Below are 24,468 nucleotides of genomic sequence, written 5' to 3'. Positions count from 1 at the left end.
TCAATGTCCAGTGTTCGCATCTTGTTGTTTCAAATGAAGCGCGAGCGTGTTGAGCAGTTTCTCTGAATCTTTGTTCAAGTTCAAGAGCTCCGGCTCGATCCCGAGCGCGCGATATTTGAAGACGACTTTGTCGATGGCACCGATGGCCGAATCGTCCCACAGGTGCGTGTTGATGAAGTCGATCGTCACATGCTTGATGTCAGCTTCCGCGTCTTCTTCGATGTCAAACCGGTTGACAAACTCTGACGTCGAGGCGAAGAACAACTGGCCGTTCACCGTGTAATGGACGTTGTCTTGCTCGACGTTCCGGTCGAGCTCGACTTTCGAGATTTTCGAAGCGAAGAGGATTGCCGCTGTCAATATCCCGGCGAACACACCGAGCGATAAGTCGTGCGTGATGACCGTCACGAGTACCGTGACGAGCATGACGACCGTGTCTGATTTTTGGGCGGTCCGGAGTCCTTTGAGCGATCCCCAATCAAACGTCGCGTACGAAACGAAGAACATGACGCCGACGAGGGCACCGATTGGGATGAGCATTAAAATGTCGCTCATCGTCATGATCATGATGAACAAGGCGAGTCCGGCGACGAACGTCGACAGGCGGCCGCGTGCCCCGGACGAGACGTTGATGACCGATTGGCCGATCATCGCGCAACCTGGCATCCCGCCGAAGAAACCGGCGATGATGTTGGCGATGCCTTGACCTTTCGATTCGCGGTTCTTATTCGAATCCGTACCGGTCATGTCATCGACGATTTGTGCCGTCAAGAGCGACTCGATCAATCCGACGAATGCGAGGGAAATCGAGTAAGGGAGGATGATCATCAACGTCTCAAACGTCAACGGGACGTTCGGGAATAAAAATTCCGGTAGCGTTGCGGAGATCGTCCCCATGTCGCTAATGTTTTTCGTCTCAAGCCCGAGCGTGACCGCCAAAATCGTCATGACGACGATGGCGACGAGCGGCGCCGGGATGACTTTGTTGATGCGCGGGAACAAGAAGATGATGGCGAGCGATCCAGCGACGAGCGCCCAAATGATCCAGCTCTCACCTTCAAAGTTCGTCAATTGCGCCTGGAAGATTAAGATCGCCAAGGCGTTGACGAAGCCGACCATGACGGCACGCGGGATGAATTTCATTAACCGGGCGATGCCGAAGTAACCGAGCGCGATTTGAATGATTCCGGCGAGTATCCCGGCAGCGAGTAAATACTGCAACCCGTAATCGGCGACGAGCGAGACGATGACGAGCGCCATCGCACCGGTCGCGGCCGAAATCATGGCCGGCCGGCCCCCAGCGATGGAGATGACCATCGCGATGATGAACGAAGCATAAAGCCCGACCATCGGATCGACACCGGCGATGAGGGAGAACGCGATCGCCTCAGGGATGAGGGCGAGCGCGACGACGATCCCCGCGAGGACGTCGGCCCGGACGTTGCCGAGCCAGTCTTGTTTAATCGTATTCAATTTTTCCAAAAGAACACACCTCTCTATATATTTTTTGACTTTGACCTCCGAGTCTCACGAAGATCAAACGCCGCATTATATGAAGAAAGAGGTGATACCGACACATGTTTTCACAACGTGTTTTATCATAACGAACTTTTTCAGAAAAGACAATTGCAACTCGTTAAAAACTATGGTAATTTCATAACGTGAAGGTTATATAACGGATTTGTTATACAAGAGAGAAGGAGAATGACGATGCATAGCGCAGAAGAATTAAGCAAGGTGCTCAAAGTGCTCGCCGACCCGACACGGTTGACGATGCTCAAACAGATGCAGGGCGGGGAACAGTGTGCCTGCAGTTTCGTCGATTGCTTCGACATCTCGCAGCCGGCGATCAGCCGTCATTTGAAGATGATGCGGCAAGCGGGGCTGCTGCTCGAGCGCCGGGACAAGCAGTGGATCCATTACCGGTTGAACGAGACGAGCCCGTTTTATTCGATTGTCGTCGAGCTGCTCGACCGCGTCGAGACGCTCGAGGCGAGTTGTGACTGCGACGCCGAATGTGCCATTTAAGGAGGAACCAACGATGAAACTAGAAGTGTTTGAACCGGCCATGTGCTGTCCGACCGGACTGTGCGGCCCGTCGATCGACCCAGAACTGACACGCATCGCGACGGTCCATTACGTGTTGAAACAACGCGGTTTTGACGTCGCCCGCTACAACCTAGCCTCTGAGCCGAACCGCTTCGTCGAGAACGCGTCCGTGCAAGCCGAGATCGCGAAAGGGCTCGAGACGCTCCCGCTCACGGTCATCGACGGCGAGATCGTCAAGCGCGGCGCCTATATGACGAACGAAGAGATCGCCGAACTGACGGGACTACCGGTCGCGGCGTTCGCGAAACAAGACGGAGAGAAACCGAAAGTGCGCATCACGCTCAAAAAATAAGGAGGACGCTTATGAATCGCTTTGATTTCCATACGATCGAGCCGACCCGGTATGTGTTTTTGACAGGGAAAGGCGGCGTCGGCAAGACGTCGACCGCCTCGAGTCTCGCCTTGACGCTCGCGGACCGCGGCAAACGTGTGCTGCTCGTCTCGACCGACCCGGCGAGCAATCTTCAAGACGTGTTCGAGATGGAGCTTGACGAAACACCGCGGCTTGTACCGGGCACTTCCCTCTCGATTGCGAACTTCGACCCGGAAGAAGCGGCGAAACAGTACATGGAGCGCATGGTCGGTCCGTATCGCGGCGTGCTCCCGGACGTCGCCATCCAGTCGATGGAAGAGCAGTTGTCCGGCGCCTGTACGGTCGAGATCGCGGCGTTCGACCAGTTCACCGAGCTGTTGACGTCAGTTGAGGCACGGACGAAGTACGACCATGTCATCTTCGACACGGCACCGACCGGGCACACGCTCCGCCTGCTCACGCTCCCGAGCGCGTGGGATGAATTTTTAGAGACGAATACGACCGGCGCCTCATGTCTCGGTCCGCTCGCTGGACTATCCGACAAGCAGGATCAGTATAAACGAGCGGTCGCGACGCTGTCGGACGAGGGAGAGACGACGTTGCTCCTCGTTGCCCGACCTGAAGTCTCGACCCTCGTCGAGGCGGCACGGGCCGCGACCGAGCTTCACGCCATCGGCATCGAGCGGATGCAACTCGTCATCAACGGTGTCGTCGCGCTAGATGAAGGGACCGACCGCTATACGAGACGGTTCATCGAACGGCAACAAGAGGCGCTCAAGCAAATGCCGGAAGCCGTCGAGCGTCTCGAGACGTTCACGCTCCCGTATGCGTACGAGAACTTGGTTGGCGTGCCGGCGTTGCGGCGCTGGGTGAACGGGGAGACGGTCACAGTCCCTGATACGACATACGACGCGAGCCGTTACGGATCGATCGATGCGCTCGTCGACGAGATGGAAGCGGACGGACCGAGCGTCATCATGACGATGGGGAAAGGCGGTGTCGGCAAGACGACGCTCGCTTCGCTCATTGCCGTCGCCCTAAGCAATCGGGGTCATGCGGTCCACTTGACGACGACCGACCCGGCGGCGCACGTCGCCTTCACGATCGGGGAAGACGTACCGTCGACGTTCACGGTCGATGCGATCGACCCGAAAGTCGAAATCGAGAACTACCGGGCCGACGTGTTCCGGGAAGCGGGCGAGATGACGGACGAGCAACGATTGATGCTCGAAGAAGATCTTCGTTCACCGTGCACCGAAGAAATCGCCGTCTTCCGTGCGTTCGCCGCCCAAGTCGCCAAAGCGAAAGAACGTTTTGTCGTCATTGACACGGCGCCGACCGGACATACGCTTCTCCTCTTGGACGCGACCGAGAGCTATCACCGGGAGCTCGAACGCTCGACCGGGGTCGTCCCGGAAGCGGTGCGCGAGCTGTTGCCGAAGCTTCGTGATCCGAGACAGACGCACGTCGTCATCACGACGCTCCCCGAGGCGACACCGGTGTATGAAGCCGAACGTCTCGTCGCCGACTTAGATCGGGCCGAGATTCGTCCGTTCGCTTGGGTCGTCAATCAATCGTTCACCCCGCTCGACGTCGAGAGCAAACTGCTCACGGCAAAAGTTGCGAGCGAGTCCGCGTGGCTCGAACGCGTGAACCGCTATCCGCGCCCGACGCTGTTGTCGTGGCAAGAACAACTGCCGGTCGGTTATCCGGCGCTATCTCAACTACTCAAGGAGGAAGTCAAATGAACGTAACAAATGAAGCAATCGACTTTATGAAAGCAGCACTGACCGAGGAAGAAACGAAGTCGGTACGCATCTGCACAGAAGCAGGGTGCTGCGGCCCGACGATCGGTCTTCATATCGCCGCGCCAGAAACGACGGACGACGTGAAAGACTACGACGGCCTCACGTTCGCTGTCGCTAAAGACGCCGAAGCGATGGCTGAGAACGTCACGCTCGACGTCGAATCGACAGAAGACGGTGCGAGCCTCGTGCTCCGCGGTCTGCAACAGACTTGCTAAAAAAATAGAGAATTATTGGAGGAACTCATTGTGCAGTGGATTGCTAGTATCATCTTTCTCGTGACGCTCTTCCTCATCATCAAGCAACCGAAAGGCCTCGGCATCGGTTACTCGGCGATGGGGATGGCGGCCATTGCCCTCATCACCGGGGTCGTCAATTTTGATGACGTCGGAACGGTGTGGGGCATCATTTGGAACGCGACGTTCACCTTTATCGCCATCATCCTCATCTCGCTCATCTTAGATGAGATTGGATTTTTCGAATGGGCCGCTTTACATATGGCTCGCATCGCAAAAGGCGGCGGCGTCAAGCTGTTCGTTTATATCACGCTTCTCGGCGCACTCGTCGCGGCGCTGTTCGCCAATGACGGGGCTGCGCTCATCTTGACCCCGATCGTCCTCGCGATGGTGCGGGCGCTCAAGCTGCCGGACGCTGTCGTCTTGGCGTATGTCATCGCTTCCGGTTTCATCGCCGATACGGCGAGTTTGCCGTTCGTCGTCTCGAACCTCGTCAACATCGTCTCAGCTGACTTCTTCGGCATCGGCTTTGCCGAATATGCGGCCCGGATGGTGTTCGTCAACGTGTTCGCCGTCGCCGGAAGTCTGCTCGTCTTGTACTTGTACTTCAAGAAAGACATCCCGAAGCAGTACGACTTGTCAAAACTCGCCGAGCCGGCCTCGGTTATTAAAGATCACAAGATGTTCCGGTTGTCATGGGTCGTGCTCGCGCTCCTCGTCATCGGGTACTTCACGAGTGACATCGTCGGCATCCCGGTATCGCTCGTCGCTGGCGTCATCGCGTTCTTCTTCCTGATCATGGCGAACCGATCACCGGCCGTGAAGACACAATCGGTCGTTCGCGGTGCACCATGGGCGATCGTCTTCTTCTCACTCGGGATGTACATCGTCGTCTATGGCTTGCAGAACGCCGGACTCACGCAAGTGCTCGCCAACTTCATCGAATGGTTCTCCGTCGATGTGTTCACGGCGACGTTCGGGATGGGCTTCTTAGCCGCCATCTTGTCATCAGTCATGAACAACATGCCGACCGTCATGATCGACGCGCTCGCCATCGATTTGACGAATACGTCCGGACAGATTCGGGAAGCACTCATCTATGCGAACGTTATCGGGTCCGACCTCGGTCCGAAGATCACGCCGATCGGGTCGCTCGCGACATTGCTATGGCTCCATGTGCTCCGCACGAAAGGACTCAAAATCGGCTGGGGTCAATACTTTAAAGTCGGGATCATCTTGACGATTCCGACGCTCGCCATCACGTTACTCGGGTTATACATCAGTCTATTACTTTACTAAGGAGTGTACCTTTCATGAAACTAGTCATCATCGGTTCAGTCGCTGCCGGCACATCGGTCGCAGCAAAAGCACGTCGCAACAACGAAGACGCACAAATCACGATTTACGACCGCGATTATGACATCTCGTACTCGGGTTGTGGCATCCCGTATTATGTCGGCGGTGAAGTCGAGTCGCGCGACGACTTGACGCCCCGTGACGCCGCGTTCTTCAAGAAGCGCTACAACATCGACGTCATGACGCGTCATAACGTCACGGCCATCGACAAAGACGCACAGCTAGTGACGGTTGAGAACCTCGAGACGGGCGAATCGTTCACGGACAGCTATGACAAATTAGTCCTCGCGACCGGCGCTTCGAGCATCGTCCCGCCGATCCCGGGTGTCGACTCGGACAACGTCTTCCCGATCCGAAACATCCAGAACGCGGAAGCGACACGAAACTTCGTCGATGCGACGAACCCGAAACATGCGACGATCATCGGGGCCGGGTTCATCGGGCTCGAAATGGCCGAGCAGCTCAAGCTGCGCGGTGTCGACGTAACGGTCATCGAACGCATCCCGCAAGTGATGCCGCCGCTCGACAAGGACATGGCGTGCCGCGTCGAAGAGCACCTCGAGAAGAACGGCATCGAGCTGTTGCTCGGCGAGACGGTGACGGAGCTCGTCGGGGAAGGGCACGTCGAACGTGTCGTCACGGAGAGCGGCAAGACGATTGACACGGACCTCGTCATCCTTTCGGTCGGTGTGCGGCCGAACACGGAACTCGCCAAGTCGATTGGCGTCGAAATCGGCGAGACGGGCGCGATCGCGATCAATGAACGGATGGAGACGAACGTCGACAACGTCTACGCGGCCGGTGACGTCGCTGAAAGCTTCTCACTCGTGACAGGTAAGCCGATTTGGCGTCCGCTCGGTTCGACGGCGAACAAGATGGGCCGTGCCCTCGGCGACTTGTTGACGGGCGGCGACCTCGAGCATCGCGGTATCCTCGGGACAGGCATCTTCAAAGTGTTCGGCCTAGCCGTCGCGCAGACGGGTCTCTCGGAGCGCGAGGCTCGTGAGCTCGGCTATGACGTCGAAGTGCTCCATAACACGAAGCCGGACAAACCGGCCTATATGGGCGGGAAAGATTTGACGATCAAAGCGATCGGCGACCAGGCGACACGTCAGTTGCTCGGCGTTCAAATCGTCGGCTTTGAAGGGGTCGACAAGCGCATCGACGTCTTCGTCACGGCGATGACGTTCAAGGCGAAAGTCGATGACTTGTTCCACCTCGACCTCGCGTACGCACCGCCGTTCTCGACGACGAAAGACCCGGTCATGTATACGGGCATGGTGCTCGCGAACAGCATGGACAAAGCGGCGCGCCTCATCACGCCGGCCGAGTTGCAGAAGCGGATTGATGCCGGCGAAGATATGCAAGTCATCGATACGCGTAAAGCGGCGCAGTTTGAGAAGGCGTGCGTCGACTGCGCGGTCAACGTTCCGCTCGGCGACCTGCGCACAGCGGCTAAAGACATGGACAAAGACAAGCCGACCGTCGTCTACTGTAACGGCGGGGTGACGGGGAACGCGGCGCAAAACGTGCTTCGTAACCTCGGGTTCACCGACGTGTACAATTTGTCAGGCGGCAACAAGAACTATCAATTGTTCAAGAAGTACGGGAATTGAGCCAGACGGCGTCCGAGTGATTCGGGCGCCGTTTTTTGTTGTAAGATAAGCATGAAAGGCGGTGCGTCACTTTTGGAAGTTGAACAGATTGTGAAGGCGACAAAAGAAATATACGGTGAGACATCAAACATCTATGTTGGTTACGGACGGACGAAGCTCGTTTCTTTTTCGTATGGAGATCCTTTGACAGAAGAAGAGATTGAGCGGTTCGAAGAGAAGACGAAGTGGGTAGTCCCGGCGGCGTTCCGCAACTTTTTGAGGTTACATAACGGGGCGGTATTATTTGATGATCCAGAATACGGGGGTGGTCCTGAAATCTTGTCACTCGATAATATTGTGTTGATGAATCAGTTCTATAAGTTAGGGCTTCGTTCTTGGTATCCAATCGTTGATTTACATGTTTCTGTTATCTTGATTGATTCCGAACGTGTCAAAGCGGGCCGTGATGATTATTTGATTTGGATGTGGAAAACAGGGGCGATTGAGGATGCGCAGTATCTCAATGTAGAGTTTACAGTTTGGTTAGATCGCTTTATCGTCACACATGGGGAAGATTTCTGGCTTTGGTGAGGTGATTGATATGAACTATAAAGTACTCCATGAAAAGTTCGAACGACGAAAGCAGTGGCTCGTCTTCGAAAAAGAAGAGGTCGTTCGCCGTCTCCTCGTTCGTTACAAGGCGCGCATCATCTCGAAGACGGACATTATGGACTTGGTGAATGACGACCAACTGTCGTATCCGCACATCTATTGCTGCATCACGATTGACGACCCGGTCGTCCTCGCGAAAATCTTCAACGCGAAAGAGCGAGCGGACTTTCAATGGGAACGTGACGACAACGAACGTCGAGGCGCGGTGTATAAGCATAAAGATGAGGAACATCGTCGCTACAAGCAATTGATTATCGACGAGCAAGAGGGACGCCGGCTCGACATCATCCTCGAGAGTCAGGACGGGATTCACGTGACGAGGTTTTTGACGCGAAGCATGTGTGAACAAGTCGGGTCTTATATTTTGGCACATGTGGGCGGGGCGCAGTTCACCGGGCGGATCCCGAGGGCGCTCTGGGCAAGTGATTGGACGGACGAAGAAATCAAGTTAGGTTTTCGTTTGTACTTAGAGTCGTTGGATGAATTTAATAAGCTATAACGAAACCCCGGTGCGCGGCACCGGGGTTAGTTCGCTTTCAATTCACTCCATTTGCCGAGCCGGTTGCGGCCGCTCCGCTTGGCGACGTACAAGCCGACATCCGCTTTCTTGATCAGTTGCGTCGACGTGACGACTTTCGCCTCAGACGTGCTCGCGACACCGATCGAGACGGTGAGGTCGACCGAAGAGCCGTCCGGCAAGGGGAACGGTGTCTCGGAGATTTGCCGCAAGTAGCGCTTGCCGATGACGAACCCTTGCGACAAGTTACAGTCGGCCAATAGCACGGAGAACTCTTCGCCCCCGTTGCGGCACACCATGTCGTCGGCGCGCGCCGTCTCGGCCAAACGATGCCCGAGTTCGATCAAGATGGCGTCCCCGGCGTCGTGGCCGTATGTATCGTTGATCGATTTGAAATGGTCGATGTCGAGTAGGAGCAAGGCGACGTCTTGCGGACTCGTGAACACTTCTTCGTCGACCCGTTTCATCTCTTCATCGAAACGCCTCCGGTTGCCGAGCCCGGTGAGCACGTCGGTGAAGGCGGCTTCTTTATATTTCGTGATGAGCCGCTCCGACCGTTGCATTTTGCGCATCCCGCCGTAGACGATGTGGAGGACGAATCCGGCCGAATAGCCGATAAGGACGAAAGCGCTCAATGACAGAAAATAAGTCGTAGAGTGGTCATAATTGTTAAAATTTAACATCGATAACGCACTAATAAAGACGAGACTGATCGCGTTGACGATGCGAATGTCACGTGTCGGTTCAATGCGTTCCCGTAGATGCATATAGACGATCGACCCGCCGGCAGCGAGCGTGTAGTCGAGGAATGTGATCAACAGCAACGTCTCCGACAAGATGAACGGCAAGACGAGGATGCTGGAGACATATGTGATCCGTATACCGGGCATTCCGAAGTAAAGCGCGGCGATGATGAGCGGGACGAAACCGTATTGGAAGTCGGCCTGGGCGTTCCAGAGCACGCCGTGCAACGTGATCAAAATGGACAGTCCAGCGAGTAAAAAGGAGATCGTCACTTGGCGCCGGATCGGCAGTTTCGTCGTGAACCCGAGCTTCGTGACGCGGGAGATGATATAGAGGCCGACGAGCAGAAGACTCGCGTTGGCGATCAAGTTGTTGATGAGATTCGTAAATGACATGAGCTAAAAATTCCTCCTCTAACTTCTATATAGGGTCCAAGCGAGCGAAAATGCAATCGTTTTCTGATTGGAAAATGAAGGAGGTTTTCTAACCGATGGTGTGAAGTGGGAATCGTTAGGTGTTAGATTAGAAAAACATTGAATTCCCAAAAGGAAACGTTTACAATTTTTGTGTAAGCGTTTTCTCAAATTTTATGCTACAAGGAGGGACCCACATGGTCAACAAGCAATGGAAACCAGTATGGGCAGTTGTGCTAACGTTTGCACTAATTCTGTCGATGTTTCCGATGTCAGCTTCGGCCCTTGATAAAGGGAAGTCGACGTTAGTCGTCGTCCACTATCAAGAGGCGCCTGGCAACCAGACGGATTGGAACTTATGGCTTTGGGCGAACGGCCCAGATTATTTCCCGAACAAAGGCTTCACCTTCAACGGTGAGGACGACTTCGGCAAGGTGGCGGCCTATGAATTCCCGGTCGATTCACCGGAACGACTCGGTCTCATCGTCCGCACGGACAATTGGGACAAAGACAAAGGGTCTGAGAACGACCGCTTCATCACGAGCGACATGATCAAAGACGGTGTCGCCGAAGTGTGGATCAAGTCGGGGGACTCGAAGATTTACACGTCGAACCCGGACGGGGACACGGCGAAGACGGAAGTCGACATGAAAGTACACTATTTCCGCTATGATAATACATACACGGACTGGGGACTTTGGACTTGGCCGGACGGCGGAGACGGACAGAGTATCGCGTTCGATGAGACGGACGAGTTTGGCGCTGTGGCGAACGTGAAGTTCGCGAACCCGGACGCGAAACAGCTCATCGGCCTCATCACGAAAAAAGGCGAGTGGGCCGAGAAAGACGGCGAAGACCGCTTTGCCCTCAGCACGGCGAAAGAGATTTGGCTCGTCGAAGGCGAGTCGACAATTTATTATGCTGAGCCTGAAATCGATCGCTCACCGAAAATCGTCACGTTCGAGGCGACGACGTTCCGCACGGCGAAGCTCACGCTCAACCGCGCTATCGAGGCATCGTTCGCGAGCGAACTGAAAGTCGACGGCGCGAACGTGAAATCGGTCGAGGTGACGGGCAACAAATCGGTCACGGTTCACTTCAACGAAGACATCGATTTGACGAAAGTCATCACGGCGACGCACCCGACGTTCGGGGAACGCGTGCTCCAAGCGGGCGACGTGCTCCGCTCACCAGAGTTCGACGCGAAGTATGCGTATGACGGTAAGCTCGGCATCACGTACCAAAAGTCGAAGACGAACTTCGTCTTGTGGGCACCAACGGCACAAGACGTCAAACTCGAGCTTTGGAACATGCCGAAAGACCGTCCAGCAAACGACAAAGACGTGAAGAAAACGATTCAAATGAAGCGTGGGGACCGTGGCACGTGGGTCGCGGAAGTGCGCGGTGACCTCGATGGCATCGGCTATACGTACAACGTGACGCACGCCTCGGGTAGCATCCGCGCGGTCGACCCGTACGCGACGGCTGTCGGTGTGAACGGCGACCAAGGGGTCATCGTCGACTTGAAAGAGACGAACCCGAAACGTTGGAACAACATGAAACCACAATTGAAGCAATCGACGGACGCGATCATCTACGAGACACACGTCCGTGACTTCTCGATCTTCGATGTGACGTCGAACACGTACGACTCAGGCATCCGCCATAAAGGCAAATACCTCGGTGTCGTTCAACCCGGCACGCGTTTGATCGAGAACGGTAAGAAGACGGATACGAAGACGGGTCTCGACCACGTCAAAGACCTCGGTGTGACGCACGTCCAGTTCATCCCGGTGTACGACTATAACACGGCATCGGTCGACGAGACGAACCCGGACGCGAAATACAACTGGGGCTACGACCCTAAAAACTATAACGCGCCGGAAGGTTCGTATTCGACGAACCCGTACGACGCGAAAGTCCGGATCATGCAGTTGAAAGAGATGATCCAAGGACTCCACGACCACAACTTGCGCGCGGTCATGGACGTCGTTTACAACCACATGTTCGACGCGCAAGCCTCGAACCTTCATAAGATCGTGCCAGGCTATTACTACCGTTACACGGCAGGCGGCGATTTCGCGAACGGGACAGGCGTCGGGAACGACACGGCCTCGGAGCGCAAGATGATGCAAAAACTCATCGTCGACTCGACGGTGTATTGGGCGAAAGAATACAAGTGGGACGGCTTCCGTTTCGACCTCATGGGCATCCATGACGTTGACACGATGAACAAAGTCCGCCAAGCGCTCGACAAAGTCGACAAGTCGATCCTCGTCTTCGGCGAAGGCTGGGACCTCGGCACACCGCTCGACCCGGCCTTGAAGGCGAACCAGAAGAACGCCTACAAGATGCCAGGTGTCGCGCACTTTAACGACAACATCCGTGACGGCTTGAAAGGCAGCGTCTTCATCGACACGGACAACGGCTTCATCAACGGCAAAGATGGCCTCGAAAATCGAATCAAGACCGGCATCGTCGGCGAAATCGATTACAACGCGGACATCAAAGGCTTCACGAAACAACCGACACAAGCGATCACGTACGTCGAAGCGCACGACAACCACACGCTCTGGGACAAGCTCGAGTTGACGAACCCAGAGACGGCGGAAGCGGACCGTACGAAAATGCACCGCCTCGCCTCGAGCATCCTCTTGACGAGCCAAGGGACGACGTTCATCCACGCCGGCCAAGAGTTCATGCGGACGAAAGAAGGCGACCACAACTCGTACAAGTCGCCAGACCGCATTAACCAGATGGACTGGAAACGCGCCGCCGACCGTAAGGCGGACGTCCAGTACATGAAAGGCTTGATCGAGATGCGTAAAGCCAACCCAGGCCTTCGCATGACGGACGCGAAAGACGTCAAGAAGAACGTCAAGTTCTACCGTTCTGAGCCGAACGTCATCACGTACTTGATTGACGACAAGGCACCAGGACAGAAGAAAGACTTGTTCATCACGCATAACGCCAACGCGAAAACGGTCAAAGTAAAACTCCCGACTGGGCAGTGGAACGTGATCGTCGACGGCAATCAGGCAGGAACGAAGACGATTAAACGCGTCTCGGGCTATGTCGAGGTGCCGGCGTACGCGACGGTCGTTGTGAAACAACCGTAACGAGTGAGACCACGGGACGAATATTCACATCAAATGTTTGGACCAATGGATTGAAAAATTCAAAGAATGACAGCGAGCCGGGCACATCGGCTCGCTTTTTTGTATGGCGTGCGGGTAGAAAAACGGGACGGGTTTCACTTAAGATGGAAGGGACAGATAAGAAGAGGAGACAGACATGATGGTACAGGCAGCCCGACACTTTTTTTCACAACTGACAGGGGACCAGACCGAGCGACTGCTCGAAGTCGAAGCAGAAATCGAGCGGACCGGCACGTATACGCTCACGACCGAAGAGCTGACCGAAGGGGCGAAACTGGCCTGGCGCAATTCGAACCGATGCATCGGCCGCTTGTTCTGGCAGACGCTCACCGTCCGTGACGCCCGGCACGTGACGACGTTCGACGACGTGTTCGAACAGCTCGTCGACCACTTACGTTTCGCCACGAACGGCGGGAAAATCCGTTCGACGATGACGGTGCTCCCGAACGAGTTCCGTCTTTTGAACAGTCAGCTCGTCCGCTATGCGGCGTACGAGACCGAGGACGGCATCCTCGGGGATCCGTTGTCGCTCGACATGACGCGCCAAGCCGAACGCCTCGGATGGCGCGGTGCCGGGACGGCGTTTGACGTGTTGCCGCTCATCCTGACAGACGGTAAAGATATACGACTGTACGAGCTGCCGGACGACGCGGTGCTCGAAGTCGAGATCACACATGACGACCACGACTTGTTTGACGGAAGGACGGTCAAGTGGCACGCCGTCCCGGCCATCGCCGACATGGAGCTCGAGATCGGCGGGGTGCGCTTCACCTCGGTTCCGTTCAACGGCTGGTACATGGAGACGGAGATCGGAGCCCGCAACTTGGCCGATACGGATCGCTACAACTTGTTGCCGCTCGTCGGTGCCTCGCTCGGACTCGATACGACGAAAGAACGGACGCTCTGGCGTGACCGGGCGCTCGTCGAACTGAACGTCGCCGTCTTACAGTCGTTCGAGCGGTCCGGCGTGACGATCGTCGACCACCATACGGCGGCCAAACAGTTCAAACGGTTCGAGAAGAACGAGACGGACGCCGGGCGCGCCGTGACCGGTCAATGGAGCTGGCTCATCCCGCCGCTCTCGCCGGCCGCGACGCACGTCTTCCATCAACATTATGAGGACAAGATCGTCACGCCGAACTTGTTCGCCCGTTCCGGTTGCCCGTTTTCGGCGTTTCAAGCGAAGCCAAAAGAGGAATTGAAAGGCTAGAACCGAAACGAAAGGATGATGAACGTGGCAGTCCCAATTTGGAAACGCGCCGTCGCCAGTCAAATCGACCAACTGATCTTTCAAACCCCGGCCAAGCTCGTCGAAAAAGCGATCCGTAAAAAGCTTCGGCCCGGAAAAGAAGTGAAGCGGTATTACTTACCGACGCTCGTCATGATCGCCGGAGAAGTGTACTTCCTCTTGAACAAGAACGGACAGACGATCGGCGACCAAGTCGTCGGCATCAAAGTCGTGAGCCAAGATGGTCGCCCGCTCTCGCTCGAACAAGTCGTGAAACGGACGCTGTATAAAGACGTCGTCTATCCAGCGACGCTCGGGCTCCCGCTCCTCCGGGCGCTCCAACAGATGAAGTCGAACAAAGACGTCGAGCTCCCGCATGACGAGTTCGCGCACACGAAACTCATATCGACGAAATGACGACAGGCAGGGCGATTCTTATCGCGCTGCTTTTTTCATCGGGGAAGTGACGGGCGAAATAAGGTATAATGAGAGAGGACAAAAACGAACGACTAACGGAGGATTTGTACTTATGACAAAAATCGCATGGATCACAGATAGTATGGCCAACTTTTCGAAAGAGGAGGCGGCCAAGCTTGGGGTCGAAATCGTCCCGATTCAACTGATCGTCGACGGGAGCGGCTACAGCGAGGTCGACTTGTCGCTCGAAGACTTGCACCGTTATATGATCGACCAAAAGAAAGAGGCGAAGACGTCGCAACCGATCTTCGGCGACTTCATCGCGCGTTATGAACGGTTGAAAGAAGACGGATACGACTGTGCCATCGCCGTCCACTGTTCGAACGGCTTGAGCTCGACGGTGAAAAATTCGAGTGCTGCCGCCGAAGCGGCCGGTTTCACCGTCTACACGGTCGACTCGCACGCCGCGCTCGAGGCGCAACAAGAACTCGTCCGTATCGGACGTGCCGCTCAGGAAGAAGGCAAGTCACCGCAAGAGATCGTCGCCTTGCTCGAGGCGTGGCGCGACAAGAAGAACTTCTTCATGATCATCGGCAACATGGAGACGATGCGCCGCGGCGGCCGCGTCTCGTCAGGTGAACTGTTCCTCGCCAACATTTTGAACATCAAGCCGATCATCACGCTCGACGAGGCGGGGAAAGTCATCCCGTTCAAAAAGGCACGTTCACTGAAGAAAGCGTACGCTGAGATGGTGACCGAGCTCGAACGTCGTCACGCCGCGAACGGGGTGAAGGACAACCGTGTCTTCGTCCAGACGGCGCTCGCACCGCAGATGCAAGACGACCTCGTCGCGCTCATCGAATCGAAATTGCCGGACCTTGAAGTCGTGAAAACGCGCTTCTGCCCGTCAATCGCGGTTCACGCCGGATTTGAGACGGTCGGTGTGCTCTGGCTCGACGCGTAAACAAAAAGGAGGGAACGACATGGAGGCAGTGATGACACTTGACGCCTTGAACGAGCGGATCGCGAACACGGAGCAGTTGCTCGTCTACGTCTCGCACCCGGGTTGCAGCGTCTGTCACGCGCTCAAACCGCAAGTCGAGGAGATGCTGACGGCGTTTCCTCACATTGCGTCTGTCGCGGTCGATTCGGACGAGGTGCCAGACATCGCCGGCGCCTATTCGATTTTCACGGTACCGGTCGTTCTGTACTTCATAGATGGGAAAGAGATGCTACGCCGGGCCCGGTTCGTCCCGATCGGCGAATTGGCGCACCAGCTCGAGCGTCTTCAGCAGATGCGCGAATGATCCACAGACACCCGTTTGTGGATTTTTTGTTTGTCGCCCGGTCATCGGAGAAATGAGGGAATACAACATGGACATGCTACGCCACTCGGAATGGGCGGATACAAAGCTCACGCTCCACCTCGTGTCGCAAATCATGGGGAAACTCAAGCTTGCCTTGGCCCCGCAACAACCGCAATGGGCTCACGTCACGTTGCCGCTCACGGTGAGAGGCTTCTCGACCGGACCGCTCTTTAGCGGGGAGACGTTGTTTGAAGTTGAGGTCGATGTATTCGCCTCGGTGATTACGGTGCGAATCGAGACGGACACGACCGACATCCCGCTCGAGATAGGGACGTCGATTCACACCTATTACGAGGCGATCCTCGAGCCGCTTCGTGCAGCGGGTGTCACGGTCGCCATCAACCCGAAATCGCAAGAGATGCGCGACACGTGGTGGCTCGACCGGGACGAGACGCCGCTCGCCTATGACGCCGTCGCCGCACAGAAAGGCGTTCGCCTGTTCCAATACGCGGCGCGGGAGCAAGCCGTGTTCCTCGCCCCGCTCCGGTGCCGGAAAGTGATGCCGGCGTTGTTTTGGGGCACGTTCGACGTCTCGTCGCTCATCGTCTATAACGCGCATGAACCGTTCTCGAAAGACTTGGTCATCGAACAGGCGGCGTTCGACGAGCCGATGATCGAGTTCGGTTTTTGGCTCGGGGATGCGTCCGTCGACGTACCGACGTTTTTCGTTTTGCCGTATCCGTTCCAATACACGGAACTCCCGTCCGAGCGTCTCCAACCCGCGGCCGCTTACTTCGACGCCTCGATGAGCGAATGTTTCTTGTCGCTCGAGCACGCAGCGGACGAGGACGTCCAGTCCTTCTTCCGCACGTCGTTCGATTTGTTGAGCGGGCAGTTAGGGTGGGAAGGGTGCGACCATTATTTCTTGCCGCTTCAGATGCCGGCACAACCGAAACAAGAGCCCACGGACGAAAGTCCGTGAGCTCTTGTTTTGTTCTAACTATTATTTGTATCGAGTGAAAAATAATCGATTGTAATCGATTATTTTGCTTAGCCTTCAGTTGTTTGCGGCACGAGGTAAATCAAGCCGAACGGGTTGTGGAGCAAGTTGTCGATCGACGTCCGCTCGTCTTCACCCATCTCGACAGTGAACGACTTTCCGTCCTCGAACGCGAAGCTGTCGCCGTCGCCGAACATCGAGCCGCCTGAGATTAAGTGGAAGTTGAACGAGTGGATGACGTGGATCGCGTCTTCGACTTCAATCGTCGATGGGACGGCGACGTCGGCTTGGCCGAACGCCTTCATGCCCCAAGACATGTACGATGTCTCTTCTTCCGTGATCGCCGTGAGGAGCGAATAGTCGAGGGCGAGGTCTTCTTCTTTCGACTCTTGCCACTCATCTTTCGAGTAGGCGACGCCTGCCGTCTCGACCATGACGCCGAGTCCGCCGGCGTTCAAGAGCGCGTTCGCCGCGCGACGGGCCGCCGCAATGTCGGACACGTCGTTCACGTCGACGATCAAGTAGACGATGTGCGTGTGACGGGCGAGTCCTTTCGCGACTTTCGGCGTGAAGCCGCTCGTGCTCGCATGAATCATCGCCTCGGCGAGCGCCGGGTCACGTTCGATGACTTCGACCGTGAACGCTTTGCCGGTCTCGTCTTCGAGCAGCAGCAGGCCTGCCATCGTGTAGCCTTCGCTATGTAAACTGATTTGTTCGTTGACTGCCTCGGCCGATGACCAGTTTCCTGGGATGGCGAGCAACACTTGTGTACGGTTCATAAGAATCATCCTCTTCTAAATAGTTGGGCCTCTCTTGAGAGAGGCCCGGTCTCTTCTCTTATTATGCCCTATTTCGAGGCAAATTATTCTTGATATGTCTTCAATACTTCTTGGAGCGGGATTTGGTCGATTTTTCTTCGGCTGACGAACGTGCTCGCGAAGAAGAGGATCGTGACCGCGGCGAGCGTGTAGACTGCGTATCGCCATTCGAACTCGAGCGGGAGGACGAGCCCGTAATCTTCGGCGAAGACGAGGACGATGAGCCGCAGCGTCAAAATCGCGATCGGGATGCTGAGGAGCGCCGAGACGAGCGCGTAGATGAAATAGCTGTCGAGAATCATCGAACGGACCTCGCGCCGATTGTATCCCATCACTTTTAAGAGCGAGATGACGTAATAGTTCTTCTCGACGGTCAATGCCGTCAAAACGAACAGGATACTGAACGCGATCAAGGCGGAGCCGCCGATCATGACGTTCATCATCAAGTTCATATACTCGTTAATGGACTCGGACTGCTCCATCATGCCTTGGCGTGACAAGATTGTCGGATAGTCCGACCCGCTCGGACGCTCGATCGCATAAATCCCGTTGAACAAATCGCGGGAGGCGCCATCTGATAACGTCTCGCTCAACTCGGTCCGCGGCAAGTAGACGATGTCACCGGAGAAGTCGTCGGCGATCCCGACGATTTTGTAAGAGACTTTCTCCCCATCGAACGAGACGTCGAGCGTGTCGCCGACAGCGAGGCGTTGTTTCAACGCGAGCGGTTCAGACACGATGACGCCGTCTTGTGAGACGGTCAACACATCTCCCGACCGGTCCCGCAGCTGATAGAGCGTATTATCGTCATCGAGTCCTTTGAGCGTGACGAGTTTGTCGTCGACGAACGCGAACGGATAGGTGAGGAACGGTTCTTGGCCTGCTAACAGTTCGGGTTGGGTCGTCGTGTACGCCTCATACTCATAACGGGCCTCGTTCAATCCACCGACCGTCATCCGATCGACGGCCCCGTTCATCATGAGGGCGAAGACGATGAGGAGCGTCGAGAACAAGATGCCGAAAAAGAAGATGATGAAACTGCCGGTGCTCTTGACGGCGTATAAATATTTGAACTTCGTCTTGCCGCGGGCGCGACGCAACAAGCGGCTGACGATGCGACTGAGCCGATTGAGCGACAAGTTATCCCGAGGAGACAGGAGGGCGAGGGCGCTCTCGCCCATGATTTTATAGATGACGGCCCCGGCGACGAGCGCGAAGAAAAGGAGCGGGGCGAAGACGGCCGTCAAGAAGACGAGCGGGCTTTGAGCGATTGTGATGGACGGCAACAAGTAAAAATCGAGATACAGGTTTTTGAGCGGCTCGGCGAAATAAAGGCCGAGGAAGTAGCCGATGACGAGCATGATCGTCGCGAACAGCAAGATGAGTACTAAATACGGTAGCGCGATTTGGCGCCGGCTGTAGCCGAGCGCTTTCAATAGCCCAATCTGTCCGCGTTCGGCTTCAAGCATGTTCGAGATGAGGATTCCGACGATGATGACGGCGATCGAAACGATGAAGAGGCTCAAGCCGAGCGCCATCGCTTTCCCGGACGAGATCTCGCTATAGATGGCCCCGCTCCGGATAATGTTCTCGGTTTCCATGACCGAGATGACGAAAGGCAAATCAACGTCGGGCACGTCGCTGTCCGTCACGCCGGCAATCCGGAACGCTTCCGGGGCGACGGTCGCCTCGTACGCTTCATCCGTCATGAGGAGGAGCGTCTGCGTACCGGCGTCGAGGTTGAAGAAGTTGTCGTCAAAGAGCGGGAGCGTATAGTCCGGGAACAAGACGAACCCGCTCACCGTGAACGGGGTGCCGAAGTCGAGCGTGTCGCCGATCGCGATGTCGTTCTTTTCGGCGTATTTGGCGTTGATGGCGACTTCATCGTCGGCGCTCGGGCGTGAACCTTCCTCAAGATAGGACAAGTTGATCGTGTCCGCTTCTTTTAAGATCAGGCCGCGGTGTTCCTGGTTTTCGAACGAGTAAGAGATCGGTTTGAACGAACGCAGTTCGAGCGTGGCGTCAGGGATTTGTTGTGCGACCGCTTCGATACGTCGCTCCATGAGCGTATCGAACGCGTCCGGGGCGAGCCGTTTCAAGTCGGCGAGCGTGTATGTGCCGTCGGCGACGAGGGCGGCGATGCCGGGGTCGCCCGTTTCTTCCTCGGTGACGCGGTTCAACATCTCGACGGCGAAGTCCTCTTGGTTGGAGGACTGTAAATAGTCTTCGGTCGGGACTTCGATGCCGCTGATGCCATAAAACATCATCGTGTACGTGAGCGAACTCATGACGATGATGACGGCGATGGCGACGAGCTGCATCCATTTGCCGGCGAGCGTCTTCCATACGTTTTTATACAACATCGGTCTCACCCCCAATGGATGTCGTGAGCGGCTTGTCGAACCGGGTTGTGCGTCAACTCGACGATGCGCCCGGAGTTCATCTTAATGACGTCGTCGGCCATCGCACCGATCCCGGTGTTGTGGGTAATGACGACGATCGTTTTGCCATACGTCTCGTTCAACCGTTCGAGCAGCTCGAGCACACGCTTCGAGTTGTCCTCATCGAGCGAGCCGGTCGGTTCGTCACAAAAGACGATGGATGGATTTTTGGCGAGGCTCCTTGCGACGGAGACGCGCTGTTGCTCCCCGCCGGACAATTGATACGGATATTTGTCACGCGCGCCTTGTAGACCGACTTGCTCGAGCAGTTCATCGATCGCCAGCGGTTCGCTCGATAGATCGGCACCGATTTGAATGTTCTCATAGACGGTCAGATTTTGAAGCAGGTTGTACTGCTGGAAGATGAAGCCAAGATGGTCACGCCGAAACGCCGTCATCTGTTCCGGGGTGAGGTCGGTCAGGACGGTCTCATCGAACGTGATCGTCCCGGACGTCACCGTGTCGAGTCCACTGATGACGTTTAAGAGCGTGCTCTTGCCGCTGCCACTCGGTCCTAAGATGACGACGAACGCTCCGTCTTGAATCGTCAAATCGATCTCTTTCAACGCCGCGGTCTCGACGTCTCCCGTTTTATACACTTTATGGACGTTTTCAAGTCGAATCATGGGAAAAACCTCCTTTGGCCGTTGCTAATTATGTACCCGTTTCCCGGTGCTTCCTGTCCGGTACGTTTGAACATTTCTGGAAGACGGGTATATTTTTCAAAAAATAGTGAAACCGTTTCATATGTGATAAAATAATATTACCAGGTACTAATTTTGATTGAAGGAGAGTTTAATTATGAAAATTGCTTACATCACGGACAGCACGGTCGTCCTCCCGGATTCGATCAAACAACATCCCGACATCCACATCGTCCCGCTCTACGTCGTCAAAGGGGATACACCTTATAAGGATGGCATTGAAGTCGACGCCGAGACGGTATACGAATGGATCGACGCGGGCGAGCGCGTCTCGACGAGCCAGCCGGCGATCGGGGACTTCGTCACGCTCTACGAAGAGTTGAAACAGACGTACGATATGGGCATCGCCGTCCACTTGTCGTCTGATTTGAGCGGCACATATTCGGCGTCCGTGCAAGGCGCCGAGATCGCCGAGTTCAAACTGCTCGCCATCGACTCGCGCGCAGGCATCTACACGATGGGGCTGTTGCTCGAGGAATTGATCGAGCGCGTCGAGCGCGGAGATGCGTTAGAAGACGTCGAGGCTTATATGAAAGAACGTGTCGAAGACGTCCGTATCGAGTTGACGATTCAAAACTTGACGCAAATGCAAAAAGGCGGCCGTATCTCGAAATCGAAGGCGCTCATCGGCAACATGCTTCAGTTGAAACCGGTGCTCCGCTTCGAAGACGGGCTCATCGTCCCGTATCAGACGGTACGGACGTACAAGAAAGCGCAAGCTCACTTGTTTGAAGTGATTCGCGCCGCCATCGCGTCAGGGGAATGTACGAACGTCTCGATTTTCCATGGCAACGTGCCGGAGCTGGCCGAGTCGTGGAAGCAGCAACTCGGCGACGACGTGCCGATCCGCGTCGACACGCTCGCACCGCTCCTCGGGGCCCATACCGGATCCGGCTCGATCGGCATCTCGTACTTGAAAGCGAAATAACGTCTGGCCGTGGCTCGCGCCACGGTCTTTTCATTGTCACAACTTTCAAACAACGGCTGGAATCTTTCACCAAAACCCTTCATACTGTTAAAGAATGCTAACAAAAAAGGAGGGAAGGCGATGCGATTCCGCAAGTATCTCGTACGCAGTTGGTTGTCGTGGTCGCTCGTCTTTGCCGGAATCATCTATTCCACATGGCAGAGCATGGGGGCGTTCGAATGGACGCTGTTCTGGTTCATCTACACACTCGGCGCCTTGTTCGTCATGAATCCGCTCAAGCGCCGACATCTTCACTTCACGTTCCACGAGATGTTCGTCTTCATGACGTTCTTCTTCTACGGACTCGTCCCGGCGCTCATCATGGGCCAATTGTTGCTGTTGACGTTTCAAGCGCGCTCGTTCACGAAACGGGTCGGACGGCGGCGGTTCCTTCATTTCTATCCGCTGAACACGCTCATCGAGGCGATGATCCTCCTCATTCCGGGACTCGTCTACTTGCGGCTCGGCGGACAAATCGGCCCGTCCGTACATTTGCTCGAACAAGGTACGGCGCTACTCGCCTTCTTCGCCGTCCTCTATGTCGTCCTCGGATTCAGCTTCGTCTTATCACGATTCTTGATCGGGGAGCGCATCCCGCTTCCGATCATGTGGCGTTTGCTCCGGTTCGACTGGCTCGTCGTCTCGCTCGAGCTGTTGTTCACGATGGTGGCGATCGAGGCGTATCAACTGTTCGGTTACGTCGGTTTGATGGCCACGTTCCTCTTGTTGTCGCTCCTCAAGATGAGCTTGTCGAAAGCGACGGAGACCGAGGAGACGCAAACGAAAATCGACCAGATCGAACGATTGAAAGAACAGCTCTACCGTGTCGACAGCGAAACGCTCTTGATCGAGAAGTTTTGGAACGGCTTGCGGGAAATCGTCGAAGTGGAACGGGGCTGGCTCCAAGTCAACCGTGACGGCAGCCGCACGTTTTACGATATGACGGGCCGCGCCGACCGCGCCGTGCCGGACGCCTATACGCTCGAACGGCATCGTGACGCAGGGGAAACGTACTTTCTCTATGACTCGCTCCATGAGTGGCATCCGGAGCTGTTGATACATCAGACCGAACTCCATCAATCGGCACTCGTCATCCAACCGGTGCGCAGCACGACGAACGCCGTCAGCTGCATGATCTCGACGACGGCGAACGGGGCGTACGAAGAAGCGCTCGCTGTCGAGATTCATCGTCTGTTGAAGACGTTGTCGTGGTCGCTCGAGCGAATCGACGAACGTGACCGGTTGCAACATGAGAGTTTGACCGACCCGCTCACCGCTCTCCCGAACCAACGGGCGCTCCGGCGCTGGACGAAAGAGCGGATGAATGACGTCGCGTCTTACCCGCTGTCCGTCTTTTTGGTCGACCTCGACCACTTCAAGTCGGTGAACGATACGTATGGACATGCGTTCGGCGACGAAGTGTTGATCGAGGCGGGGGCGCTATTCACAAGGCTCGTCCGGACCGGGGACCTCGTCACTCGGTACGGCGGAGAAGAGTTCGTCTTCGTCTTCCCGCGGACGAACGAACAGGCGGCGATCTTGACCGGGGAGAAGATTCGGCAGGCGCTAAAGGCCCATCCGTTCGGCACGGAGGGCGTACGGATCAACGTGACGGCGAGCATCGGCGTCGAGACGATCCATGAGTACGAAGAACTCGACACCGTGCTCCGGAACGCCGACCGGGCGATGTACGTCGGGGCGAAGTTCAACGGCCGCGACCGCGTCGCCCATTACCGCGATACGTCGACCGAACGCATTCAATGAAAAAAGGAGAATCCGCTGGGATTCTCCTTTTTGTATGATGGATTATAATTTCGAACTAAAAATTTCTGATTCGACCGCATGGATCGCGGCCGACCAAGAACCGTAGCGATGCAAGATTGCTTTCGTCGATGGCTTGTTGTTCCGCTTCGCCCATTCGCGATACGCCTCGAAGGAAAGAGAGAAGCCCATCTCGTGAATCGCCTCTCGAAGCGCGTTCGAGAGCTCCGACTTCGAATACGTCACGCTCGCTTCAAGACCGGCTTCAGCGCAGGCATCGTGCCACGAACCGAACGTCTTGACGATATGGTAATGGCTCGGCGCTTTCGGATGAAGCTTCCGCCATTCCTGATACTTTTTGAGCGTGATGATCGATCCCATGTCACGCGAATAGAGCGCGAGCGTCTCGATGATATCGTCACGTGTGTACTTAGGCATCTTATCCGGGAGCTCGACCGTCGTCTCCCCGTGCCACTCGTAACCGGCGATGGCGAGCGCCTCGGCCCATGACCCGAACTGACGGATGATTGACTCTGGAGACGGCCAATTCTGTTCCATCGCGAAACGGCGATAGACGGAGCGGCGCGGACGTTCCTTCAGCAAGTCACCGAGGAGGCGAATGCAGTGGATCATCCTCTGCTGTTCGGTGGACAAGTGGTGGGATTTAGTGGATAGCGTTTGACTCAATGATGGTTCCTCCTTCCATGGACTCATATCTGAACCGACAAAGATGACGAAATTGCTTCTACAATCATACTATCGGCCAGTTTTTACAATTTATAAGCGGATTTCACAAGTTTTTTCGGACCGTCGCAAAAACAACTAGGTCTAAGGTCGGGTCTCACGTTCGAAAAAAATGGTAACAGTTCTATTACAAATTTAATATTAAATGGGTTCAAATGTAAAC

Annotated in this window: 22 protein-coding genes; 16 read left to right on the top strand and 6 right to left on the bottom strand. The window is 55.7% G+C overall.

What is annotated here, in order from left to right; translation table 11 throughout:
- On the bottom strand, positions 1-1,482 hold the full coding sequence (locus L971_RS04725) for a SulP family inorganic anion transporter (protein ID WP_052200274.1): 1,482 nt from the start codon (positions 1,480-1,482) through the stop codon (positions 1-3).
- A gap of 228 nt (positions 1,483-1,710) precedes the next feature.
- Between L971_RS04725 and L971_RS04720 the strand changes: the two genes are divergently transcribed.
- From L971_RS04720 to L971_RS04685, 8 genes are all read left to right on the top strand, one after another.
- Entirely contained in the window at positions 1,711-2,028 is a 318-nt protein-coding gene (locus L971_RS04720; protein WP_047374573.1) for a helix-turn-helix transcriptional regulator, read from the top strand.
- A gap of 13 nt (positions 2,029-2,041) precedes the next feature.
- A complete protein-coding gene (gene arsD, locus L971_RS04715; RefSeq protein WP_024370592.1) occupies positions 2,042-2,401 on the top strand; it encodes an arsenite efflux transporter metallochaperone ArsD in 360 nt (119 codons plus the stop codon).
- Positions 2,402-2,412: 11 nt separating this feature from the next.
- Complete coding sequence (gene arsA, locus L971_RS04710; RefSeq protein WP_047374571.1) at positions 2,413-4,170, top strand: arsenical pump-driving ATPase; 1,758 nt, start codon at positions 2,413-2,415, stop codon at positions 4,168-4,170.
- Positions 4,167-4,445 carry a hypothetical protein gene (locus L971_RS04705; RefSeq protein ID WP_047374569.1) on the top strand — a complete coding sequence of 93 codons (279 nt, stop codon included), beginning with the start codon at positions 4,167-4,169 and terminating at the stop codon, positions 4,443-4,445. The genes arsA and L971_RS04705 overlap by 4 nt, the downstream gene beginning before the upstream one ends.
- A gap of 30 nt (positions 4,446-4,475) precedes the next feature.
- Positions 4,476-5,762 carry an arsenic transporter gene (locus L971_RS04700; RefSeq protein WP_047374566.1) on the top strand — a complete coding sequence of 429 codons (1,287 nt, stop codon included), beginning with the start codon at positions 4,476-4,478 and terminating at the stop codon, positions 5,760-5,762.
- A 14-nt stretch (positions 5,763-5,776) separates the two neighbouring features.
- Positions 5,777-7,435, top strand: a complete 1,659-nt coding sequence (locus L971_RS04695; protein WP_047374565.1) for an FAD-dependent oxidoreductase — start codon at positions 5,777-5,779, stop codon at positions 7,433-7,435.
- A 72-nt stretch (positions 7,436-7,507) separates the two neighbouring features.
- Complete coding sequence (locus L971_RS04690; RefSeq protein ID WP_197053161.1) at positions 7,508-8,005, top strand: SMI1/KNR4 family protein; 498 nt, start codon at positions 7,508-7,510, stop codon at positions 8,003-8,005.
- Between the two features lie 10 nt (positions 8,006-8,015).
- A complete protein-coding gene (locus L971_RS04685) occupies positions 8,016-8,585 on the top strand; it encodes a hypothetical protein (RefSeq protein WP_047374564.1) in 570 nt (189 codons plus the stop codon).
- 26 nt (positions 8,586-8,611) lie between these two features.
- Here L971_RS04685 and L971_RS04680 read toward each other — a convergent pair whose 3' ends face one another.
- Positions 8,612-9,742 (bottom strand): GGDEF domain-containing protein, encoded by a 1,131-nt coding sequence (locus L971_RS04680; RefSeq protein ID WP_047374563.1) that lies wholly within the window; start codon positions 9,740-9,742, stop codon positions 8,612-8,614.
- Between the two features lie 215 nt (positions 9,743-9,957).
- Between L971_RS04680 and pulA the strand changes: the two genes are divergently transcribed.
- The 6 genes from pulA (at position 9,958) to L971_RS04650 (ending at position 16,852) form a co-directional block, all read left to right on the top strand.
- Positions 9,958-12,879: a type I pullulanase gene (gene pulA, locus L971_RS04675; RefSeq protein WP_047374561.1), complete on the top strand. Its 2,922-nt coding sequence runs from the start codon at positions 9,958-9,960 to the stop codon at positions 12,877-12,879.
- A 175-nt stretch (positions 12,880-13,054) separates the two neighbouring features.
- The gene (locus L971_RS04670) at positions 13,055-14,128 is read left to right on the top strand and encodes a nitric oxide synthase oxygenase (RefSeq protein WP_047374560.1); all 1,074 of its coding nucleotides are present in this window, start codon (positions 13,055-13,057) and stop codon (positions 14,126-14,128) included.
- Between the two features lie 18 nt (positions 14,129-14,146).
- Positions 14,147-14,563, top strand: coding sequence for an RDD family protein (locus L971_RS04665; RefSeq protein WP_228617182.1), 417 nt, complete (start codon positions 14,147-14,149; stop codon positions 14,561-14,563).
- Positions 14,564-14,675: 112 nt separating this feature from the next.
- Complete coding sequence (locus L971_RS04660; protein WP_024370581.1) at positions 14,676-15,527, top strand: DegV family protein; 852 nt, start codon at positions 14,676-14,678, stop codon at positions 15,525-15,527.
- 19 nt (positions 15,528-15,546) lie between these two features.
- Positions 15,547-15,870, top strand: coding sequence for a thioredoxin family protein (locus L971_RS04655; protein ID WP_024370580.1), 324 nt, complete (start codon positions 15,547-15,549; stop codon positions 15,868-15,870).
- A 67-nt stretch (positions 15,871-15,937) separates the two neighbouring features.
- Complete coding sequence (locus L971_RS04650) at positions 15,938-16,852, top strand: DUF5996 family protein (RefSeq protein WP_052200272.1); 915 nt, start codon at positions 15,938-15,940, stop codon at positions 16,850-16,852.
- Between the two features lie 68 nt (positions 16,853-16,920).
- Here L971_RS04650 and L971_RS04645 read toward each other — a convergent pair whose 3' ends face one another.
- From L971_RS04645 to L971_RS04635, 3 genes are all read right to left on the bottom strand, one after another.
- Positions 16,921-17,649 carry a hypothetical protein gene (locus L971_RS04645; RefSeq protein ID WP_024370579.1) on the bottom strand — a complete coding sequence of 243 codons (729 nt, stop codon included), beginning with the start codon at positions 17,647-17,649 and terminating at the stop codon, positions 16,921-16,923.
- An 83-nt stretch (positions 17,650-17,732) separates the two neighbouring features.
- Positions 17,733-20,051 carry an ABC transporter permease gene (locus tag L971_RS04640; protein WP_047374558.1) on the bottom strand — a complete coding sequence of 773 codons (2,319 nt, stop codon included), beginning with the start codon at positions 20,049-20,051 and terminating at the stop codon, positions 17,733-17,735.
- Between the two features lie 5 nt (positions 20,052-20,056).
- A complete protein-coding gene (locus tag L971_RS04635; protein WP_024370577.1) occupies positions 20,057-20,755 on the bottom strand; it encodes an ABC transporter ATP-binding protein in 699 nt (232 codons plus the stop codon).
- Positions 20,756-20,930: 175 nt separating this feature from the next.
- Here L971_RS04635 and L971_RS04630 point away from each other — a divergent pair, with 175 nt between their 5' ends.
- A complete protein-coding gene (locus tag L971_RS04630) occupies positions 20,931-21,761 on the top strand; it encodes a DegV family protein (protein WP_024370576.1) in 831 nt (276 codons plus the stop codon).
- Positions 21,762-21,881: 120 nt separating this feature from the next.
- Positions 21,882-23,564, top strand: a complete 1,683-nt coding sequence (locus tag L971_RS04625) for a GGDEF domain-containing protein (protein WP_047374555.1) — start codon at positions 21,882-21,884, stop codon at positions 23,562-23,564.
- Between the two features lie 42 nt (positions 23,565-23,606).
- Here the strand turns inward: L971_RS04625 and L971_RS04620 are convergent, their stop codons facing one another.
- Positions 23,607-24,248: a homing endonuclease associated repeat-containing protein gene (locus L971_RS04620; RefSeq protein WP_231557560.1), complete on the bottom strand. Its 642-nt coding sequence runs from the start codon at positions 24,246-24,248 to the stop codon at positions 23,607-23,609.
- Positions 24,249-24,468: the final 220 nt, after the last annotated feature.

The sequence above is a fragment of the Exiguobacterium sp. ZOR0005 genome (assembly GCF_000798975.1).
Taxonomy (GTDB): domain Bacteria; phylum Bacillota; class Bacilli; order Exiguobacteriales; family Exiguobacteriaceae; genus Exiguobacterium; species Exiguobacterium aurantiacum.
Note: the sequence above shows the minus strand (reverse complement) of the source record. Positions and strands in the feature narration are given on the sequence as shown.

What these genes read in the sequence shown, in the direction of transcription:
- L971_RS04720 (WP_047374573.1), top strand. Translation starts at nt 1,711, where the DNA reads ATGCATAGCGCAGAAGAATTAAGCAAGGTGCTCAAAGTGCTCGCCGAC.
- arsD (WP_024370592.1), top strand. Translation starts at nt 2,042, where the DNA reads ATGAAACTAGAAGTGTTTGAACCGGCCATGTGCTGTCCGACCGGACTG.
- arsA (WP_047374571.1), top strand. Translation starts at nt 2,413, where the DNA reads ATGAATCGCTTTGATTTCCATACGATCGAGCCGACCCGGTATGTGTTT.
- L971_RS04705 (WP_047374569.1), top strand. Translation starts at nt 4,167, where the DNA reads ATGAACGTAACAAATGAAGCAATCGACTTTATGAAAGCAGCACTGACC.
- L971_RS04695 (WP_047374565.1), top strand. Translation starts at nt 5,777, where the DNA reads ATGAAACTAGTCATCATCGGTTCAGTCGCTGCCGGCACATCGGTCGCA.
- L971_RS04685 (WP_047374564.1), top strand. Translation starts at nt 8,016, where the DNA reads ATGAACTATAAAGTACTCCATGAAAAGTTCGAACGACGAAAGCAGTGG.
- L971_RS04680 (WP_047374563.1), bottom strand. Translation starts at nt 9,742, where the DNA reads ATGTCATTTACGAATCTCATCAACAACTTGATCGCCAACGCGAGTCTT.
- pulA (WP_047374561.1), top strand. Translation starts at nt 9,958, where the DNA reads ATGGTCAACAAGCAATGGAAACCAGTATGGGCAGTTGTGCTAACGTTT.
- L971_RS04670 (WP_047374560.1), top strand. Translation starts at nt 13,055, where the DNA reads ATGATGGTACAGGCAGCCCGACACTTTTTTTCACAACTGACAGGGGAC.
- L971_RS04665 (WP_228617182.1), top strand. Translation starts at nt 14,147, where the DNA reads ATGAACGTGGCAGTCCCAATTTGGAAACGCGCCGTCGCCAGTCAAATC.
- L971_RS04660 (WP_024370581.1), top strand. Translation starts at nt 14,676, where the DNA reads ATGACAAAAATCGCATGGATCACAGATAGTATGGCCAACTTTTCGAAA.
- L971_RS04655 (WP_024370580.1), top strand. Translation starts at nt 15,547, where the DNA reads ATGGAGGCAGTGATGACACTTGACGCCTTGAACGAGCGGATCGCGAAC.
- L971_RS04650 (WP_052200272.1), top strand. Translation starts at nt 15,938, where the DNA reads ATGGACATGCTACGCCACTCGGAATGGGCGGATACAAAGCTCACGCTC.
- L971_RS04645 (WP_024370579.1), bottom strand. Translation starts at nt 17,649, where the DNA reads ATGAACCGTACACAAGTGTTGCTCGCCATCCCAGGAAACTGGTCATCG.
- L971_RS04640 (WP_047374558.1), bottom strand. Translation starts at nt 20,051, where the DNA reads ATGTTGTATAAAAACGTATGGAAGACGCTCGCCGGCAAATGGATGCAG.
- L971_RS04635 (WP_024370577.1), bottom strand. Translation starts at nt 20,755, where the DNA reads ATGATTCGACTTGAAAACGTCCATAAAGTGTATAAAACGGGAGACGTC.
- L971_RS04630 (WP_024370576.1), top strand. Translation starts at nt 20,931, where the DNA reads ATGAAAATTGCTTACATCACGGACAGCACGGTCGTCCTCCCGGATTCG.
- L971_RS04625 (WP_047374555.1), top strand. Translation starts at nt 21,882, where the DNA reads ATGCGATTCCGCAAGTATCTCGTACGCAGTTGGTTGTCGTGGTCGCTC.